The following is an 18,536-nucleotide window of genomic DNA, read 5'->3' as shown; positions in this document are numbered from 1 at the left end:
TAGTTTTGCGCTGATTTCCTGTCAGACCCGTCGATCAATCTCTGCTTAAACGCAACTGAGGTGGCTGAGATCAATCGTCGGTAAATTTACATCCAGAGGGGGCAGGCCATACTTCGCACGGGCACGATCGCAGGCGGCATTGCCGATGCCATTCAACCCTGACTGATCGAATTCGCGGCACGGTGTTGGACGGTTGAGATAAACAGAACAGGAAACCGCATGTCCCACTTCACCCTCCAGAGCAACACAGCGCGGCGTTTTACTGTTCGTGCCTTGCATGCAACTCAGAAAAGGGGTGACTTGCTCTGTCAGTGCCTGCGGAACACAGCCGCCAGCCTCTTCAGATTCAGCCCAATAAAATGAAACGCGGAAATAAGCGCAGCATGCGCCACAGGTCATACAAGGATTGTTAATTTCGCCCATCTTGGAAGTTACCGACTCCTTACGGCACCAAACCAAAACTAACTATGAGTATGCAAATTACGCAGCACCATTTTTTTTAGCAACTGAAATATCACCTGTTAACAAAACAACAAAATCTCCTCATTTTTGATGCAGATCAATTCCTTTGTTTTTATAGATTTAGATCGCTTTGCGGAAGATGCATTTTCTTACTTTTTGTTTTAAAGATGTGATCCCGCATTGATCAAACCATACCAAAGAGTAGGTATCATTCGCGCGGTTGATAACTAATCCACACAAAGGGAAGGGACAATGAAAGCAGCATATTGGGCATTAGTGGCAGCAGCGGCATTTCCGGCAGTCTCGAGCGCACATCAGGCAGGGGATGTGATTTTTCGCGTAGGGACAGCCACGGTTCGTCCGACAGAAGGCTCGGACAACGTGCTGGGTCTGGGTTCATTTAATATCAATAACAACACGCAGATGGGATTAACCCTCGGTTACATGTTCACTGACAATATCGGGATGGAGTTGCTGGCAGCCACACCGTTCCAGCACAAAGTCGGTCTGCAAAGTACCGGGACTATCGCAGAAGTGAAACAATTACCGCCGTCTCTGATGGCGCAATATTACTTTGGTGACCGTCAGGACAAATTGCGTCCGTACCTCGGCGTAGGTATCAACTACACCACATTTTATGACGCGGATTTCAACCAGACCGGGCGTGATGCCGGGCTGTCTGATTTAAGCGTCAAAGATTCCTGGGGTGTGGCAACGCAGGCTGGTCTGGATTACAACCTGGACGATAACTGGTTAATTAACATGTCTGTCTGGTGGATGGATATTGATACGGAAGTCAAATTCAAAGCTGGTGGTGAGCAGCAAAACATCAACACCCGGATCGACCCATGGGTCTTTATGTTTGGCGCCGGCTATCGTTTCTGATTTCCGGAAAGACGGTCCAAAAAAAGAGGCGCTTCGGCGCCTCTTAGATTTTCAGTTTGCTACATTCCTGATTATTTCAGTCGCATATCATTCTCAATTGAACGCACACCGGCTACGCCGCGAGTCACTTCAACTGCACGGTTTGCATCTGCTGTTGACGTCACAAAACCACTCAACTGTACGCGGCCTTTAAAGGTCTCGACACTGATCTCAGTGGATTTAATGCTCTTATCTGCCAGCAGGGCAGATTTTACTTTTGTGGTGACGACAGTGTCATCGATGTAACCACCGGTTCCTTCTGATTTTTTGGTCGGCGCACAAGCGGCAACAGCCAGGACCACAACCGCTGCCATGCAGAATGCGGACAATGTTTTGAATAGCTTCATAAAATAACACTCCATGATTTGTTATAAAACCAAAAGAAACAACATGTTAGCTGAGCAGATGATATCTCTCTCATACAGTATCATTGATCTGCAGAGTAATTTTAGTTTGGATTATTGAAATGGGTAATACAAATTAAGCGGGGTAAAAAAAAGTAAGAAATTAAAAGAAACAGAACCTTAGTCACTGTATGACTGAGGTTCTGTCTGAGAGAGGGTTAAGCGCGGGTCGCGGCCTTCATTTCACTGACAAAGCGGGAAAGCTGAGCCAGCATTTCAGAAGGCTGATGCTGATTGTTTTCGATGATACGCACCGTCGCTGAACCGGAAATAGCACCGGCTGCGCCTGCGGCCAGCGTTTCTTTCACCTGTGAAGGTTCGGAAATACCAAAGCCCTGCAAGGGTGGCGCGGCATTGTATTCACGTAACTTATCAACCAAGTGATTCAGCGGCGTCAGCGCGCGTTTTTCAGTGCCTGTCACGCCTGCACGTGACAGCAAGTAAGTGTATCCGCGGCCATGAGACGAAATCTCACGCAGCAAATCGTCAGAGGCATTTGGCGGACAGATGAAGATAGGAGCGATGCCGTGGCGTAACGCGGCCGCACGGAATGGCGCAGATTCTTCAAACGGCACATCGGCAACCAGCACCGAATCGACGCCCACTTCAGCGCAACGCTGATAGAAGGTTTCAATACCATTGTGGAACACCAGGTTGGCATACATCAGCAGGCCAATCGGAATATCCGGATGCTTTTCGCGAATACGGGCCAGCATGTTGAAGCATTGCGTTGGCGTCACACCCGCAGCAAAAGCACGCAGGTTTGCATTCTGAATGGTCGGGCCATCGGCCAGAGGATCGGAGAACGGCACACCCAGTTCCAGTGCGTCGGCACCGGCTTCAATCAGCGTATCGATGATGGACAGTGACAGCTCAACGCCCGGATCGCCCAGCGTGACAAAAGGAACAAATGCGCCTTCTTTTTTGCTTTCCAGACGCTTGAATAATTGCTGATAACGTTCCATTAAATCTCTCCCCGGGCAGTCAGGATGTCGTGTACGGTGAAAATGTCTTTGTCGCCGCGACCTGACAAATTCACGACCAGGATTTGTTCTTTCTCTGGTGTTTCCTTGATCAGTTTCAGCGCGTAAGCCAGCGCATGAGAGGATTCCAGTGCAGGAATAATCCCTTCATGGCGGGACAATTCTTTAAAGGCATCCAGCGCTTCATCATCGGTAATCGACACATATTCTGCACGACCAATACTGTTGAGGAACGCGTGTTGCGGGCCGACGGACGGGAAATCCAGACCGGCTGAAATCGAGTAGGATTCTTCAATCTGACCTTCAGAGGTCTGCATCATCGGTGCTTTCATGCCGAAGTAAATACCGACGTGACCGTGTTTGAGCGGCGCGCCGTGTTGTCCGGTTTCAATGCCCAGACCACCCGGTTCAACGCCAATCAGCTTCACGCTGGTATCGTCGATGAAATCCGCAAACATACCGATCGCATTGGAGCCGCCGCCGACGCAGGCAATCACCGCATCCGGCAGGCAGCCTTCGCGTTCCTGCATCTGCACTTTGGTTTCTTCGCCGATCATACGCTGGAATTCACGCACGATGGTCGGATACGGATGCGGGCCTGCTGCCGTGCCCAGCATGTAGTGGGCTTTTTCATAGCTGCCAGACCAGTCACGCAGCGCCTCATTACAGGCATCTTTCAGCGTGGAAGAACCGCTATGTACCGGAATCACTTCAGCCCCCATCAGACGCATACGGAACACGTTTGGCGACTGACGCTCAATGTCTTTTGCGCCCATATAAATGCGGCATTTCAGGCCGAGCAGCGCACAGGCCAGTGCCGATGCCACGCCGTGCTGACCCGCGCCGGTTTCGGCGATGATTTCAGTTTTGCCCATGCGTTTGGCCAGTAATGCCTGACCCAACACCTGGTTAGTTTTGTGCGCGCCGCCGTGCAGCAAATCTTCACGCTTAAGGTACAGCTTGGTTTTGGTGCCTGCGGTCAGGTTTTTACACAGTGTCAGCGCGGTCGGGCGGCCTGCGTAGTTTTTCAGTAAATCAATGAATTCGGCCTGAAACTCAGGGTCGCGCTGTGCGCTGACAAAAGCTTCTTCCAGCTGAGCCAGCGCAGGCATCAGAATTTGCGGGACATACTGGCCGCCAAATTCGCCAAAGTAGGGATTAAGTAAAGTCATGTTATCGCGTCCTGTCTGTCAATTTTTGCGTCATTGCGTGCGGCTTAATATGCCCGCAATGTCTGGAATACGGCATTAATTTTCCCGGCATCTTTGATGCCCGGCTCGCTTTCAACACCGGAGTTGAAATCCAGGCCTGCGCAACCGAGTTGTGCGGCTTCGACGCAGTTATCTGCGCTCAGTCCACCAGCGAGTAAGGTATTGCTCAAATCCTGACCGGCCAGTTTGCTCCAGTCGAACCGGTGACCCGTGCCCCCTTTGCCGTTGTCCAGGACGTAACGATCCACGTGATTCAGGTCGCGCGCCGGCAATGTTTCTTTGACGCTCAGCGCTTTCCAGATCTGAACCGTTTGCGGCAAGGCTGTGCGCAGGGCATCGATATAAACCTGATCTTCGTCGCCATGAAGCTGCACGGCGGCCAGGTTTAATGTCTGAGCCGTCTGGGCCACTGTGGTGATTTCTTCATCGCGGAACACGCCGACATACTTCAGCGGTGCGCCGTTTTGTACTTCTTTCGCCAGCGTGTGGGTCACAAAGCGCGGTGAGGTGTCGACGAAAATCAGTCCGCCATAAATAGCGCCAGCTTCGTGCGCGGCTTTGGCATCCTGAGCGCGGGTCAGGCCACAGACCTTGTTTTCACCGAGCAGCACGCGACGAACGGCACTGCTCAGGTCTTGTTCCGACATCAGCGCACTGCCAATCAGGAAGCCATTGGCGAAGCGGCTCAGTTCACGGATTTGTCCGTAAGTATTAATACCCGATTCACTGATGACCGTGACGCCATGCGGTACGCGCGGTGCCAGCTCACGGGTGCGGTTCAGGTCGATAGACAAATCGCGCAGATCGCGGTTATTGATGCCAACCACTTTGGCTTTCAGTTTAACGGCGCGATCCAGCTCTTCTTCATTACTGGCCTCCGTCAGCACGCCCATGTTAAGGCTGTGAGCAACTGCGGCGAGCTGAACGTACTGATCGTCATCGAGCACTGACAGCATCAGCAAAATCGCATCAGCCTGATAGAAACGGGCCAGATGGATCTGATACGGGTCGATAATAAAATCTTTGCACAGCACAGGCTGTGTGACGGTTTTGCTCACCAGCGGCAGAAAATCAAAACTGCCCTGGAAGTATTTTTCGTCCGTTAATACGGAGATGGCGGAAGCGTAGTCTTTATAAACGCTGGCGATTTCTACCGGATCAAAGTTATCGCGGATCTTGCCTTTCGACGGAGACGCTTGTTTGCACTCCAGAATAAAGGCCGTTCTTGCCCCTTGCAGGGCATGGTAGAAACTGCGCTGGCTCTGAGTTATGTCGTTCTGAAAGCTGGCCAGCGGTTGCTGATCTTTACGTGCCGCGACCCAAATTTCTTTATCGCGAACAATTTTGTGGAGCACGGTTTCCTGCTGCATCACTTATCCTCTTGCTGCCAATGCCACCACACGCTGGTAGGGTTCACCGCTGCGCATGACGGCCAAAGCCTGTTGTGCATTTTGCTTTAAATCTTCCTGACCGAACAGACGCAGTAACATCGCCACATTAACGGCCACTGCGGCTTCATGGGCCGGATCTCCTTTACCTTGTAATAAGCGTGCCAGAATGTCACGGTTTTCTTCCGGCTCGCCACCCAGCAGGGATTCTATCGGATAATTATCCATACCGAAGTCCTGTGGCGTCAGTTCATAACTGGTTATTTGACCGTCTTTCAGCTCCGCAACCTGCGTTGCCGCGTGGATCGCCACTTCATCCATGCCGCCGCCGTGAACCACCGCCGCACGCTCATAACCCAGTGCCCGCAATGTTTCTGCAATCGGCTGCACCAGTTCGGGGCTGTACACGCCAATCAGTGCCAGCGGAGGACGTGCCGGGTTGATCAGCGGCCCCAGCACGTTAAACAGCGTGCGGGTTTTCAGCGATTTACGCACCGGCATCGCATGGCGGAAACCGGTGTGGTATTGCGGCGCGAACAGGAAACACACACCCAGATCATCAAGCGCGGCCCGGGATTCTTCCGCAGGCATATCCAGACGGATGCCAAAAGCAGCCAGTAAATCCGATGAGCCCGAACGGCTGGACACGCTGCGGTTGCCGTGTTTTGCCACCCGTGCCCCACACGCCGCCGCCACAAAGGCGCTGGCGGTGGAAATATTGATGCTGTTGGTGCCGTCGCCGCCGGTGCCGACAATGTCCGCAAACGGATAGTCAGGACGCGGGAACGGCTCGGCGTGTGCCAGCAATGCTTTGGCGGCGCCGGCGATTTCAGCCGGTTGCTCACCGCGCACTTTCATGCTGATTAATGCACCGGCCAGTTGCGCCGGTTCCAGTTCGCCATTCACGATGGCGGTAAATAGCTGCTGGCTTTCTTCCTGCGTCATTGTCTGAGCGCGGAACAGATTGTCGAGAATGCCGGGAATAGTTTGCGTTTGCATGACAGTTCTCCTTACGCCAAAGCCCAGGCCAGTGTCTGCTCAAGCAGACGGGCGCCCTGTGAAGTTAAAATGGATTCCGGATGGAACTGGAAACCGCAGACGCGATCTTCTTCGTGACGTACTGCCATCACCATATCGCCGTAGCGGGCGTTGACGGTCAGTCCTTCAGGGATCTGGCTGCCGACCAGCGAGTGATAACGCGCCACCGGCAGCGGATTGTTCATACCGGCAAACATCGCTTCGTTGTCATGCGTAATAGAAGAGGCTTTGCCGTGCAGGATTTCACCGGCCTGGCCGACGAAACCGCCGTAGGTTTCCACAATTGCCTGATGACCGAGGCAGATACCGATAATCGGCAACTGACCGCGCAGGCGTTTGAGCAGCTCAGGCATGCAACCGGCTTCGGACGGCGTACCCGGTCCCGGAGAAAGCACCAGCACCGGTTTTTCCAGCTGGCTGAGTTTTTCGATAATCACGTCAGCCGGGATCTGATTGCGATAAATCACCACGTTATGTCCGCTCGAGCGCAACTGATCGACGAGGTTGTATGTAAAGGAATCGACGTTATCGATGAGTAAGATATCGGCCATCTTAAAATACCTCTTTCGCATTATGGGCGGTGGCGATGGCACGCAGCACTGCACGGGCTTTATTACGGGTTTCGTCGGCTTCGGCTTGCGGAACGGAATCGAGCACCACACCGCCGCCAGCCTGTACGGTGGCGATGCCGTCTTCGACATAGGCGGAGCGGATCACGATGCAGGTATCTAAATCACCGTGAGCGGTGAAGTAACCCACCGCGCCGCCGTAGCTTCCGCGACGGGTTTGCTCGGAGGCAGAAATCAGCTGCATGGCGCGCACTTTCGGTGCGCCGGTCAGTGTGCCCATGTTCATCACGGCCTGATAAGCGTGCAGTACGTCGAGGTCATGACGCAGCGTGCCAACCACGCGGGACACCAGATGCATCACGAAGGAATAGCGGTCAACTTTAGTCAGGTCCGCCACGTAACGGCTGCCCGGCTCACAGATACGCGCCAGATCGTTACGCGCCAAATCCACCAACATCAGATGTTCGGCCAGCTCTTTATGGTCAGTCCGCATTTCCAGTTCGATACGGCTGTCGAGATCCAAATCCAGTGAACCGTCAGCACGGCGACCGCGAGGGCGTGTACCGGCAATCGGATAGATTTCAATCTGACGGTTTGTCGCGTCGTATTTCAGCGCACTTTCCGGCGACGCGCCGAACAACGTGAAATCGTTATCCTGCATGAAGAACATATACGGGCTTGGGTTGTTATTTTTCAGCGTTTCGTAAGCGGCCAGCGGAGCAGGGCACGGCAATGAGAAACGGCGTGAAGGCACCACCTGGAAAATTTCACCGGCGCGGATCGCCACTTTCATCTTCTCTACCACGGCACCAAACTCTTCATCGCTCTGATTTACGCTCAGTTGCATTTCCGGCACGCTCTGGTGCGGAATGGCGTGCGGCGGTAGCTGTAACTGGTGCTGCAGTTGTTCAAGGCGGGCTTGCAGACGCTGTTTCTCTTCCGGCGACGGCGTAAACAGGCTGGCCTGCAAACGGCATGAACGGTTCTGATGGTCGAGTACCAGCAGAGTTTCTGCCAGATAGAAGCAGAAATCCGGGCAACGCTGGTCAGACTCTAATGCCGGTAAATCTTCAAAACCGGCGACCAGATCGTAGGCAAACAGGCCTCCGAGGAACATCGCTTCGCGCTCATCGGCAGGCGCTTCAACTGAGGTCAGGATGCTGCGCAACGCATCAAACACGGAACGCGAACGCAGGCGGGCGTCTTCATCCTGCATCTGGTCGATGGACGGGAAACTCAGCTCGCGGCCATTCGGACGCACGTCGTTACGAATTTCAGCCGGTAACGCGGCGTCAATCAGTGAGAGTAATGACGCGCCGTTTGGCGTGAGTGCCTGAATCGAAACCCGGGAACCCAGCGCCGTGATGCGCAGGGCGCTGTCGACAATCAACAGGCTCTTCAGGTTTTCTTTGCTGGTCACTTCGGAGGACTCCAGCAGCAGGGTCGCCGGACGGGCGCCGCACAACTGATGGAAAATGGCCGTCGGGTCGCCGCGGTAACATCCTTCTGCGGTCAGCAATTCTAAACGTGGTTTCTGAATAGTCATTTTGCTTCCTGAAATTTTCTCAACGTTTGTATTAAACGGATTTCAAATTAGACGGCCACAAAAAAGCCCGCATTATGCGGGCTTCGGAAATCTTGCAGCGTCTGATGACAGCTATGCGTGATTACTCCGCCCGACAAGGGGAAGTACGCCACCAGCTGAGAACCGCCATCATGTAAGTTTTCATCATCAGACACTCTTGTTTGTTTATGAAGCTATCGTTTTTAAAACGTAAGCTTTCTGAATCGGTTTGTCACGGTGTTCATTGCTGAGTTATTCCGTGAACTTGCGTACTAGTAAACTAGTTCAGGGATGTAAAGTCAACCCTCTTTTAGCGCAATTTCCCCCTTTGGTGCGGCGACGTTGTGCAAACACTGTTGTTATAGCACTGTAACAGTGCGTAACGGCCGGGTGAAATCATCCCTAACGTGCAACGCACTAACGCGTTATGATATGTGCTGCATTCAGAAACAGGTTAATTCCCCACGTGACGATGACTTTACCAACAAACACTTCGCCTTCAGCAGACGACCAGATAACCCGCAACGCATTTACCCTTTACGATCTCCACAGCCATACCACGGCATCTGACGGCTATTTAACACCGGAAGCGCTGGTGGCGCGTGCAGTAGAAATGCGTGTCGGCGTGCTGGCGATCACCGATCACGACAGCACGGAAGGGCTGGCGCGGGCGGCGCGGGCGATTGCTGACAATCAGCTGCCACTGCAACTGGTAAACGGTGTCGAGATTTCTACGCTGTGGGAAAATCATGAGATCCATATTGTCGGGCTGGGCATCGACCCGGGGCATCCGGCGATGGTGGAATTACTGAAAGTGCAGGCCTATTTGCGTCAGCAGCGTGCGCAGGAAATGGGCCGTCGTCTGGCGAAAGCGCGCATCGAAGGCGCGTGGGAAGGTGCGTTACGTCTGGCCGATGGCGGAGCCGTCACCCGTGCACATTTTGCCCGTTATCTGGTGGAATTCGGCGCGGCTGACAACATTGCGCAGGTATTCAAAAAATACCTCGCCAAGGGCAAGACCGGCTACGTTCCGCCACAGTGGTGTACAATAGAACAAGCGATTGATGCAATTCATCAGTCTGGCGGACAGGCGGTTGTCGCCCATCCGGGACGTTATGAACTGTCCACAAAATGGCTGAAACGCTTACTGGCGTTCTTTGCTGAACAGGGTGGCGACGCGATGGAAGTCGCGCAATGTCAGCAGGCACCCAATGAGCGTGCACAACTGGCGGCTTACGCCCGTGATTATCAGTTGCTCGCCTCACAGGGATCTGATTTCCATCAGCCTTGTTCGTGGATTGAGCTGGGGCGCAAACTTTGGCTTCCCGCAGGCGTAGAACCGGTATGGCAACACTGGCCGGTCGCCGGGAAACAGCCTGAAATTGAACCGGTCTGAAGCCCGACCGCAGAAGAAGAATTAAGAGGGAAAAATGAGTCAATATTTTTATATTCATCCGGAAAACCCGCAGCCCCGCCTGATTAATCAGGCCGTAGAATTGCTGCGCAAAGGCCAGGTTATCGTGTATCCGACAGATTCCGGTTATGCACTGGGTTGCCGTCTGGAAGAGAAAAACGCCATGGAGCGTATTTGCCGGATTCGTCAGCTGGACAGCAACCATAACTTCACCCTGGTGTGCCGTGATTTGTCTGAGCTGTCGACTTACGCCTATGTGGATAACGCAGCTTTCCGCCTGATGAAAAACAACACGCCGGGCAATTACACGTTCATCCTGAAAGCGACCAAAGAAGTGCCGCGCCGTCTGATGAGCGAGAAACGTAAAACGATCGGCCTGCGCGTGCCGTCCAATCCGATTGCGATTGCCTTGCTGGAGGCGCTGGGCGAGCCGCTGATGTCGACCACGCTGATGCTGCCGGGCAATGACTTTGCAGAATCCGATCCGGAAGATATCAAAGATCATTTGGGCAAGGTGGTGGATCTGGTGATTGACGGCGGGTCTATTGGTCAGCAGCCTACCACGGTGGTTGATCTGACAGAGGCTGCGCCCGAAGTGGTGCGTGAAGGCGCGGGCGATCCGACACCGTTCCTCTGAGGCTTGTTTGAAAAATAACCGGACTGCAACGTTTTTTGCAGGATACAAATTGCATATAAATGTGTATAATGGCAGGCTGACTTTTTTCTAAGTCATTGTAATGATACGCAATAACTGAATTTTTGCGGGCAGATGACAAATCAGGTCATGCTGCCGGCTCCCCCCGACGCCTGTGAAGGCGACAAATGAGGCTGCTCAATGAGCGAGAAGTATAATTCCCAGAAGCACACCAGCGACAAATCCAAAGCGTCACGTCCATCTGGTGACAAGCCAAAAAGTGGCAGGAATTCCGGCGCAGCAAAAAGCCGTCCGGAACCGTCGCGGGCTGAAAAGCGCGGCGAAAAGCCACGTACTGACAAACCACGCAGCGACAAACCGCGCAGCGACAAGCCACGTTCAGACAAACCACGTTCTGACGCAGGCCGCAGCGATTCGCGTTCTGAATCCCGTATCGACAATTCACGTATAGAAAAAGCACGCAGCGGCAAACCGGGTCGTCCGGAACATGCACGCGGTGAAAAGCCACGAACGTTGAAACCTCGCGGAACCAAACCTAAAGCTGAAGCACTGTTTGATGAAAACGGTGACGAAGAAGAAGTGAAATACCAGAAGCCGAAGAACGCACTGGACAGCACCGAAGGTCAAAGCGAAAAACTGCAAAAAGTCCTCGCCCGCGCAGGTCATGGTTCACGTCGTGAAGTTGAAGCGATGATCCAGGCTGGCCGCGTCAGCGTTGACGGTAAAATTTCTACGCTGGGCGACCGCGTGGAAGTCACCGGCGGTACCAAAATTCGTCTTGATGGACACGTTCTGTCAGTGATGGAATCTCAGGACACCGTTTGCCGCGTACTGGCGTACTACAAGCCTGAAGGCGAGTTGTGTACACGCAATGATCCGGAAGGCCGTCCGACCGTCTTTGACCGTCTGCCAAAAATGCGCGGTTCCCGCTGGATCGCCGTAGGTCGTCTGGACGTTAACACGTCAGGCCTGCTGTTATTCACCACCGACGGTGAACTGGCTAATCGCCTGATGCACCCGAGTCGTGAAGTTGAGCGTGAATATGCCGTACGTGTTTTCGGTCAGGTTGATGATGAAAAAATTAAACAACTGAGCCGTGGCGTGCAGCTGGAAGACGGTCCTGCGGCGTTCCGCTCGATCAAATTCCAGGGCGGTGAAGGTTTGAACCAGTGGTACAACGTGACCCTGACAGAAGGACGTAACCGCGAAGTTCGTCGTCTGTGGGAAGCTGTTGGCGTACAGGTCAGCCGTCTGATCCGCGTGCGTTACGGTGATCTGAATCTGCCTAAAGGCCTGCCTCGCGGTGGCTATAAAGAGCTGGATCTGCCAGACATCAACTATCTGCGCACACTGGTCGACATGACGGAAGAAACTGTCAGCAAACTGCCGGTTGAGCGTGATCGTCGTCGCGTAAAAGCCAACCAGATCCGTCGTGCTGTGAAGCGCCATACTCAGGTTGCACCGACGCGCCGCACTACCGGCCCGGCAAAACGGGGTTAATCGCTGACAAGCGAGGCACTTGCGTCTATGCTCATAAACCGCAGTCAGTGACTGCGGTTTTTTTTTGCTCAAAATTCAGGGCATAACATTATTCTGCATCCACCCTGTTCATGAATACTCTTCAGTAATACAACGCAAGGAGCTGATTATGATGCTAATCACCGGAGGTGCCCGCAGTGGTAAAAGCCATTTTGCTGAGCAGATAGCAGAGAAACGTGGCGGCGAGGTGCTGTATATCGCCACCTCGGTAGTTACTGATGCCGAAATGGCGGATCGCATCCGTTATCACCAGCAACAACGTCCGGCTCACTGGCATACGTTTGAAAGCTATCGTGATCTGGGGGATGTCGTACTCGCGCATCAGGCGCAGTTTCCGACCATTATTATCGAGTGCATCACGACGTTGATTACCAATCTTCTGTTTGATCTGGCCGGTGAAACGCCGCCGGAACACATGGATTTTGACGCAATAGAACAGCATATTTTTGCGCAAACCACGAAACTGATGGAAGCTGCGCAACATCCTGAATCTGAAGTGATTATTGTCACTAACGAAGTGGGGATGGGCATTGTGCCGGATAACCTGCTGGCGCGGCGTTTTCGTGATATTGCGGGGCGGGTGAATCAGCAACTGGCTGCCGCGGCGGATGATGTGTACCTGATCGTATCCGGCATTCCGGTACCGGTGAAAACATCGGAATAAAACGACTCAGAACAGGGTGTTTATTATGGCTTTATGGCGGCTGTTTCTCGCGACATTGCAGTTTCTCACCCGCATCCCGGTCAGGGATCGCTGGTGCGATGGCATTGAACTGAAAGAGTATGCACGCGGCATTGTCTGTTTTCCGCTGGTCGGGCTGGTTATCGGTTTACTGACCGCGCTGGTGTGGCAGATTTTAATGCCGCATATCGGTGTGCTTCCGGCGGCGATTGCCGTTGTCATTGCACATATTATGCTGACCGGCGGTTTACATCTCGACGGGCTGGCCGACAGTTGCGATGGTTTATTTTCGGTGCGCAGCCGGGAGCGTATTCTCGAGATTATGCGCGACAGCCGGATCGGCACCAACGGCGCGCTGGCGCTGATTGTGGCTGTTCTGTTACGAACCGCACTGGTTTATCAGATGAACGCCGACGGATTGCCGGTGCTGGCGTTTCTTATCGTCACGCCGGTTGTCGGACGGAGCATGATGGCGGTGATGATGTACCGTCAGGCTTATGCCCGCGAGTCGGGAATGGGCAATTTGTTTATTGGTAAGATCAGCGAAGGGCGCTTTGGTATCACATTACTGTTGATGGCAACGCTGGTGCTGCTCATCGGCGGGTTATTCTCCCTGTTTGCATTACTGGTGACGTTGCTGTTTGTTCTCGGTTTCCGGCGTTTTGTCGCCACGCGCATTGGCGGCCAGACCGGCGATACGCTGGGCGCGGCATGCGAATTGAGTGAACTGGTCTTTCTGTTTTTCCTGTTATGGCACTGAGAAAAGGGACAAAATTATGAAACTGTATCTGATACGGCACGGACAAACTCAGGCTAACGTTAACGGCGTTTTTTGCGGCAGCAGCGACATTGCGCTGACCGCCGAGGGTGAGCGGCAGGCGCAGCATGTGGCGCGTCAGCTGGCTTCTACTTCGCTTGATGCACTGATTCACACGGATATGCGCCGCAGCCGCGATACGGCGGGCATTATTGCTTACGGGCGCGAACTGGCAATGGAAACTCAGCCGCTGTTGCAGGAAATGGGGTTTGGCGAGTGGGAAATGCGTCATCACAAAGAACTCGAAGCCTCGCAGGCAGAAGGCTATCAGGCCTGGTGTCAGGACTGGCAAAAGGCCGACGTACCGCAAGGTGAGTCATTTACAGATTTCACTCAGCGTATCCGGCAGGCGTTGCAGCAGTTGCATTTGCGTCCGCAGGAAAGCAGGCTGGCAATAGTCGCGCATCAGGGTTCACTCAGCCTGCTGCTGGCGATGATGCTGAAACTGGCACCGGCTGACATGTGGCGTTTTCCATTTAAGCAAGGCTGCCTGTGTGAAATTGATCTCAGCCCCGGCGCTTGTGTCATTCAGCGTTTTAATGACAGCGGTATTTAACTTTTAAACTGGTAAGGACAACCCGATGGCTTCTCTGGCCAATATTATCCGTCAGATTGCTGAACCCGATGCACAGGCCGCACAAACGGCTGCTGCGCGGCTCGACAGTCTGGTAAAACCTTTAGGCAGTCTTGGCCGCCTGGAACAACTGGCGATTCAGCTGTCATCCATCCGGGGTGATCAGCCTTTGCATTTTCCGAGCAAAGAAGTGCTGGTGATGGCGGCCGATCATGGCGTGTGGCAGGAAGGCGTCACACCCTCCCCGCAGGAGGTAACGGCGATTCAGGCGGTGAACATCGTGCAGGGCAAAGCCGGGGTTTCTGTGCTGGCTCGGGTGGCCGGGGCGCAGGTGACGCTGATTGACTGCGGAATCATTGGGCCGGATATTCCCGGTACGCTGAATCACAAAGTTGCGCAGGGAACCGGCAATATTGCCACCGGCCCGGCGATGACGCGCGAACAGGCGGAATCTTTACTGATCTGGTGTGCGGAACGGGTGATCGCGAAAGCGGAAAACGGTTTATCCCTGCTGGCTGTCGGTGAGCTCGGGATGGCAAACACTACACCAGCGGCGGCGATGGTGGCGGTGCTGACCGGCGCTGCGCCAGCGCAAACCGTCGGGCTGGGTGCGAATCTTCCGCCGGACAGGCTGGCGCATAAAATCAGCGTGGTCGAAAAAGCCATTGCGGTAAATCAGCCGGATCCGTCAGATGCACTGGATGTGATGGCGAAAGTCGGGGGATTCGAACTGGTAGCCATGGCGGGTGCGATGATTGGCGCGGCGGCGGCGGGGATTCCGCTGGTGCTGGATGGCTTCCTTTCTTACGCGTCGGCGCTGGCAGCGTGTCAGTTAGCACCTGCGCTGAAACCCTATCTTATCCCTTCGCATATTTCAGCAGAGCAGGGCGCAACGCTGGCGCTTGAAGCGCTGGGCCTGCAACCGTATTTCGATCTGAATTTACGACTGGGCGAGGGCAGCGGCGCGGCGCTGGCGTTACCGCTGATTGATGCTGCCTGTGCTGTCCATAACGAAATGGCGACGCTGGCGGAGTGTCAGATAGCGCTTTAAAAGTAAAAGCAGGGCGTTACCAGTCGATGCCCTGCTGCGCCATAATTCCGGCGTCAAACGCATGTTTGACCGGACGGAGTTCGCTGACGGTATCGGCCATTTCCAGCAGATCACGATGGCAGCCGCGCCCGGTGATAATCACGGTCTGGTGCGCGGGACGGGCTTTCAGCGCATCCACCACGTCCTGCAAATCCAGATAGCCAAAACTGACCATATACGTCAGTTCATCAAGCACCACGAGATCTAATGATGCATCAGCCAGCATCCGTTTACCGTGCTGCCAGACAGCCTGGCAGGCTTCGGTATCCGTTTCTTTATTCTGCGTTTCCCAGGTAAAACCGGTCGCCATCACCTGAAATTCCACGCCATGAGGCTCGAGCAGATTTTTCTCGCCGTTAGGCCATTCACCTTTAATAAACTGGATCACTGCCGCGCGCATGCCATGGCCGACAGCGCGGGTCACTGTGCCAAATGCCGCCGTGGTTTTGCCCTTACCGTTACCGGTAAATACAATCAGTATTCCGCGCTGTTCTTTGGCGGCGTCAATGCGCGCATCAACCTGTTCTTTCAGCTTTTGCTGGCGCTGTTTATGGCGATCTTCGGTCATCAGAGACTCCGTGATTATTTATTCTGCCGGACCGGCTTTGCGCCCTGGCTGGGCATCAAAACTGATACCTGTTTTACGGCGGCTGTCATCGCCCATCAGATACAGATACAGCGGCATAATATCAGCCGGTGTCTTGAGTTTATCTTTGTTTTCATCGGGGAACGCGGAGGCGCGCATGCTGGTGCGTGTGCCGCCAGGATTGATGCAGTTGACGCGCAGGCCGGTATGCTTATGTTCTTCGGCCAGCACCTGCATCATACCTTCGGTGGCGAATTTTGACACGGCGTAAGCACCCCAGCCGCTGCGGCCTTCGCGTCCGACGCTGGACGTGGTGAACACCAGCGAAGAACTGGCAGATTTCAGCATCAGCGGCAGTAACGACTGAGTCAGCATAAACGTGGCGTTCACATTGACCTGCATGACGTTCATCCAGTCCTGCAACTTAATCTCAGCCATTGGCGTGATGTCAGTCAGCAATCCGGCGTTGTGCAAAACGCCGTCCAGATGCGGCACCCATGCAGCGATTTGATCTGCGACGCGCTGGCAATCCTGCTGACTGGCGGTCTGTAAATCCAGTGCATAAATGAAAGCCGGTCGCAGATTACGTGCGGCAATTTCCTGCTGCACACTGGCCAGTTTACTCTCAGTACGGCCCAGTAAAATCACCTGCGCGCCGAAACGGGCATACGTCAGTGCGGCTTCACGGCCGATGCCGTCGCCGGCGCCAGTGACCAGAATGATACGGTTATTGAGCAAATCGGATTTAGGATGATAATGCACGGTCAGTCCTCTTAAGGGGGGCGGCGATGTGGCGGTAAATGACGTCATCACATCAGGCGCTCTTCATATCAAAAATGGCGGAAACGGGAGATATTGCGCTCAACCAGAGTCCGGCATTTTGGTGAAAATTTTAGCTTTTTCGGGTGCAATCACCGCTTATATGCCTCAAATGAGCATGAGTTTCAATGATTAACCGAAAAGCGGGCAGCTCTTTTGTAACAAAATTGGAACACAGACGCACTCTGTTTTACGTCTGAGTCATGATGTCATCTTCGAACAAGACGTCAGTGCGGCGATTGTTTAGAATGTTTAAGATCTTTCTTACCACGGTTTTATTACCACGTTGAAAAGGCGGTATGTGTGGATTTACTTTCTCTTTATGGACTATTTTTGGCCAAAGTTGTGACCGTTGTGATCGCCATCGGGGCGCTGGTCGTGTTGTTTGTCGGCCTCCGTCAGCGTAAATCTCACGGCAAAGGTGAGTTACAGCTGGTCGATTTAGGTGAACAGTATCGCGAAATGCAACGTGAAATGCGCAGTGCGCGCATGAACCCTGCCGAACTTAAAATTCGCAGCAAGGAACTGAAGAAAAAGGATAAAGCGGAAGCAAAACAGAAAAAACTGCAAGCCAAAACCGGCAGTTCGAAAAGCAAACCTTGCCTGTATGTACTCGATTTCAAAGGCAGTATGGATGCCCACGAAGTCACCTCACTGCGGGAGGAAATCTCGGCGGTGCTGGCCGTCGCAACACCGGAAGACGAAGTGTTGTTGCGTCTCGAAAGCCCGGGCGGTGTGGTGCACGGTTACGGCCTGGCGGCATCACAACTGGTGCGTCTGCGTCAGAGCGGTATTCGTCTGACGGTCGCGGTAGATAAAGTCGCAGCCAGTGGCGGTTACATGATGGCCTGTGTGGCGGACAGGATTGTCGCCGCGCCGTTTGCCATCATCGGTTCGATCGGCGTGGTGGCGCAGATCCCAAACTTTAACCGTTTGCTCAAACGAAATGACATTGATATTGAGTTGCACACGGCGGGCGAGTTTAAACGTACCCTGACGTTGCTGGGTGAAAATACCGAAGAAGGCCGTGAAAAGTTCCGTGAAGATCTGAATGAAACCCATGTGCTGTTTAAAGAGTTTGTTCATCAGAACCGGCCGTCGCTGGACATTGATGCGGTAGCCACCGGTGAGCACTGGTTTGGTACCCAGGCGCGTGAAAATGGCCTGATTGATGCTATTGGTACCAGTGATGATTTACTGATTGCAGAAATGAAAAATCATGAAGTAATTGCAGTGCGTTACAGTCGTCGTAAACGCATGATGGATCGTTTCACCGGCAGCGCGGCAGAGAGTGCTGATCGCCTGTTCCTGCGCTGGTTACAACGCAGTCAGAAACCGCTGCTGTAATCTATTTTTTTCGCAAGGCATAAAATAAAAAGGGACGAATGTCCCTTTTTAATCCTGCGGATTAAGCCCCGCCGTTTACCGGTTGTGTATACCTTTATTAGCGATTGTTTTATCTCAATCTTCGAGATGGTATTTTTCTGAAAAAAGATGAGCCAGGTGTTTAAACATATTAAATACCGCAGTGGTTTTTCTGGTCGGTAAACCGTCTTCATCCATGAAAAACTCCCCGCGGAAAACCAGCACATTGCCTTTCTGCTCAACCTCTGTCGCCAGCATTCCATGCATGTAATCTTCGTGCTCACGGATAACCTTATTCGCTTCGACCAGTAAAGCTTCGCGACTAATTGCCGATGTATTTTCGTGCATGATATTTACTCCCCACTATAATTGCTGACGTTATTGTAATCCTGACGCTGATAAAACCGCAAATCTGCTGGGGGTAATCTGCTTAATCGCTCTGGTTATAATTT

At 53.3% G+C, this 18,536-nt stretch carries 18 protein-coding genes, 1 pseudogene and 1 other annotated feature; of the genes and pseudogenes, 9 read left to right on the top strand and 10 right to left on the bottom strand.

From position 1 onward, the window contains the following. Positions 1 to 45: 45 nt before the first annotated feature. Positions 46 to 423, bottom strand: coding sequence for a YkgJ family cysteine cluster protein (locus EX31_RS09995; protein ID WP_013575932.1), 378 nt, complete (start codon positions 421 to 423; stop codon positions 46 to 48). A gap of 291 nt (positions 424 to 714) precedes the next feature. Here EX31_RS09995 and ompW point away from each other — a divergent pair, with 291 nt between their 5' ends. Beyond that, a complete protein-coding gene (ompW, locus tag EX31_RS09990; protein WP_013575931.1) occupies positions 715 to 1,347 on the top strand; it encodes an outer membrane protein OmpW in 633 nt (210 codons plus the stop codon). A 71-nt stretch (positions 1,348 to 1,418) separates the two neighbouring features. Here ompW and EX31_RS09985 read toward each other — a convergent pair whose 3' ends face one another. The 6 genes and pseudogenes from EX31_RS09985 to EX31_RS09955 all read right to left on the bottom strand — a co-directional run bounded on the left by EX31_RS09985 (position 1,419) and on the right by EX31_RS09955 (position 8,525). After that, positions 1,419 to 1,733 (bottom strand): BON domain-containing protein, encoded by a 315-nt coding sequence (locus EX31_RS09985; protein WP_013575930.1) that lies wholly within the window; start codon positions 1,731 to 1,733, stop codon positions 1,419 to 1,421. A 215-nt stretch (positions 1,734 to 1,948) separates the two neighbouring features. After that, complete coding sequence (gene trpA / locus EX31_RS09980) at positions 1,949 to 2,755, bottom strand: tryptophan synthase subunit alpha (protein ID WP_013575929.1); 807 nt, start codon at positions 2,753 to 2,755, stop codon at positions 1,949 to 1,951. Next, positions 2,755 to 3,945 carry a tryptophan synthase subunit beta gene (gene trpB / locus EX31_RS09975; RefSeq protein ID WP_037034478.1) on the bottom strand — a complete coding sequence of 397 codons (1,191 nt, stop codon included), beginning with the start codon at positions 3,943 to 3,945 and terminating at the stop codon, positions 2,755 to 2,757. The genes trpA and trpB overlap by 1 nt, the downstream gene beginning before the upstream one ends. Positions 3,946 to 3,989: 44 nt before the next feature. Continuing rightward, positions 3,990 to 5,354 (bottom strand): bifunctional indole-3-glycerol-phosphate synthase TrpC/phosphoribosylanthranilate isomerase TrpF, encoded by a 1,365-nt coding sequence (gene trpCF, locus EX31_RS09970; RefSeq protein ID WP_037034476.1) that lies wholly within the window; start codon positions 5,352 to 5,354, stop codon positions 3,990 to 3,992. A 3-nt stretch (positions 5,355 to 5,357) separates the two neighbouring features. Beyond that, positions 5,358 to 6,961, bottom strand: a pseudogene (trpD, locus tag EX31_RS26310) (bifunctional anthranilate synthase glutamate amidotransferase component TrpG/anthranilate phosphoribosyltransferase TrpD). Position 6,962: 1 nt separating this feature from the next. Continuing rightward, positions 6,963 to 8,525, bottom strand: coding sequence for an anthranilate synthase component 1 (locus tag EX31_RS09955; RefSeq protein ID WP_037034474.1), 1,563 nt, complete (start codon positions 8,523 to 8,525; stop codon positions 6,963 to 6,965). Positions 8,526 to 8,582: 57 nt separating this feature from the next. After that, positions 8,583 to 8,685: a sequence feature (Trp leader region), on the bottom strand. A 330-nt stretch (positions 8,686 to 9,015) separates the two neighbouring features. On the opposite strand from EX31_RS09955, the gene EX31_RS09950 reads away from it, so the two are divergent. The 7 genes from EX31_RS09950 to cobT all read left to right on the top strand — a co-directional run bounded on the left by EX31_RS09950 (position 9,016) and on the right by cobT (position 15,275). Further along, the gene (locus EX31_RS09950; RefSeq protein WP_037034473.1) at positions 9,016 to 9,939 is read left to right on the top strand and encodes an RNase RNM; all 924 of its coding nucleotides are present in this window, start codon (positions 9,016 to 9,018) and stop codon (positions 9,937 to 9,939) included. 34 nt (positions 9,940 to 9,973) lie between these two features. Continuing rightward, positions 9,974 to 10,594 (top strand): L-threonylcarbamoyladenylate synthase, encoded by a 621-nt coding sequence (locus EX31_RS09945; protein WP_013575922.1) that lies wholly within the window; start codon positions 9,974 to 9,976, stop codon positions 10,592 to 10,594. A gap of 597 nt (positions 10,595 to 11,191) precedes the next feature. Then, complete coding sequence (gene rluB / locus EX31_RS09940) at positions 11,192 to 12,112, top strand: 23S rRNA pseudouridine(2605) synthase RluB (RefSeq protein ID WP_223509797.1); 921 nt, start codon at positions 11,192 to 11,194, stop codon at positions 12,110 to 12,112. 148 nt (positions 12,113 to 12,260) lie between these two features. Further along, a complete protein-coding gene (gene cobU, locus EX31_RS09935) occupies positions 12,261 to 12,815 on the top strand; it encodes a bifunctional adenosylcobinamide kinase/adenosylcobinamide-phosphate guanylyltransferase (protein WP_013575920.1) in 555 nt (184 codons plus the stop codon). A 25-nt stretch (positions 12,816 to 12,840) separates the two neighbouring features. Continuing rightward, positions 12,841 to 13,593, top strand: a complete 753-nt coding sequence (gene cobS / locus EX31_RS09930) for an adenosylcobinamide-GDP ribazoletransferase (protein WP_037034472.1) — start codon at positions 12,841 to 12,843, stop codon at positions 13,591 to 13,593. A 16-nt stretch (positions 13,594 to 13,609) separates the two neighbouring features. Next, a complete protein-coding gene (gene cobC, locus EX31_RS09925) occupies positions 13,610 to 14,206 on the top strand; it encodes an alpha-ribazole phosphatase (protein ID WP_013575918.1) in 597 nt (198 codons plus the stop codon). Positions 14,207 to 14,231: 25 nt separating this feature from the next. Beyond that, positions 14,232 to 15,275, top strand: coding sequence for a nicotinate-nucleotide--dimethylbenzimidazole phosphoribosyltransferase (gene cobT / locus EX31_RS09920; RefSeq protein ID WP_037034471.1), 1,044 nt, complete (start codon positions 14,232 to 14,234; stop codon positions 15,273 to 15,275). Positions 15,276 to 15,291: 16 nt separating this feature from the next. Here the strand turns inward: cobT and cobO are convergent, their stop codons facing one another. Both cobO and EX31_RS09910 read right to left on the bottom strand, forming a co-directional pair. Further along, a complete protein-coding gene (cobO, locus tag EX31_RS09915) occupies positions 15,292 to 15,882 on the bottom strand; it encodes a cob(I)yrinic acid a,c-diamide adenosyltransferase (protein WP_013575916.1) in 591 nt (196 codons plus the stop codon). Between the two features lie 18 nt (positions 15,883 to 15,900). Continuing rightward, complete coding sequence (locus EX31_RS09910) at positions 15,901 to 16,662, bottom strand: YciK family oxidoreductase (protein ID WP_015690068.1); 762 nt, start codon at positions 16,660 to 16,662, stop codon at positions 15,901 to 15,903. 360 nt (positions 16,663 to 17,022) lie between these two features. Here EX31_RS09910 and sohB point away from each other — a divergent pair, with 360 nt between their 5' ends. After that, positions 17,023 to 18,066, top strand: coding sequence for a protease SohB (sohB, locus tag EX31_RS09905; RefSeq protein WP_037034470.1), 1,044 nt, complete (start codon positions 17,023 to 17,025; stop codon positions 18,064 to 18,066). Between the two features lie 114 nt (positions 18,067 to 18,180). On the opposite strand, the gene EX31_RS09900 is transcribed toward sohB, so the two are convergent. After that, complete coding sequence (locus EX31_RS09900; protein ID WP_013575913.1) at positions 18,181 to 18,432, bottom strand: YciN family protein; 252 nt, start codon at positions 18,430 to 18,432, stop codon at positions 18,181 to 18,183. Positions 18,433 to 18,536: the final 104 nt, after the last annotated feature.

The organism is Rahnella sp. WP5, from assembly GCF_000745615.1.
In the GTDB taxonomy this organism is placed as follows: Bacteria; Pseudomonadota; Gammaproteobacteria; order Enterobacterales; family Enterobacteriaceae; genus Rahnella; species Rahnella aceris.
Note: the sequence above shows the minus strand (reverse complement) of the source record. Positions and strands in the feature narration are given on the sequence as shown.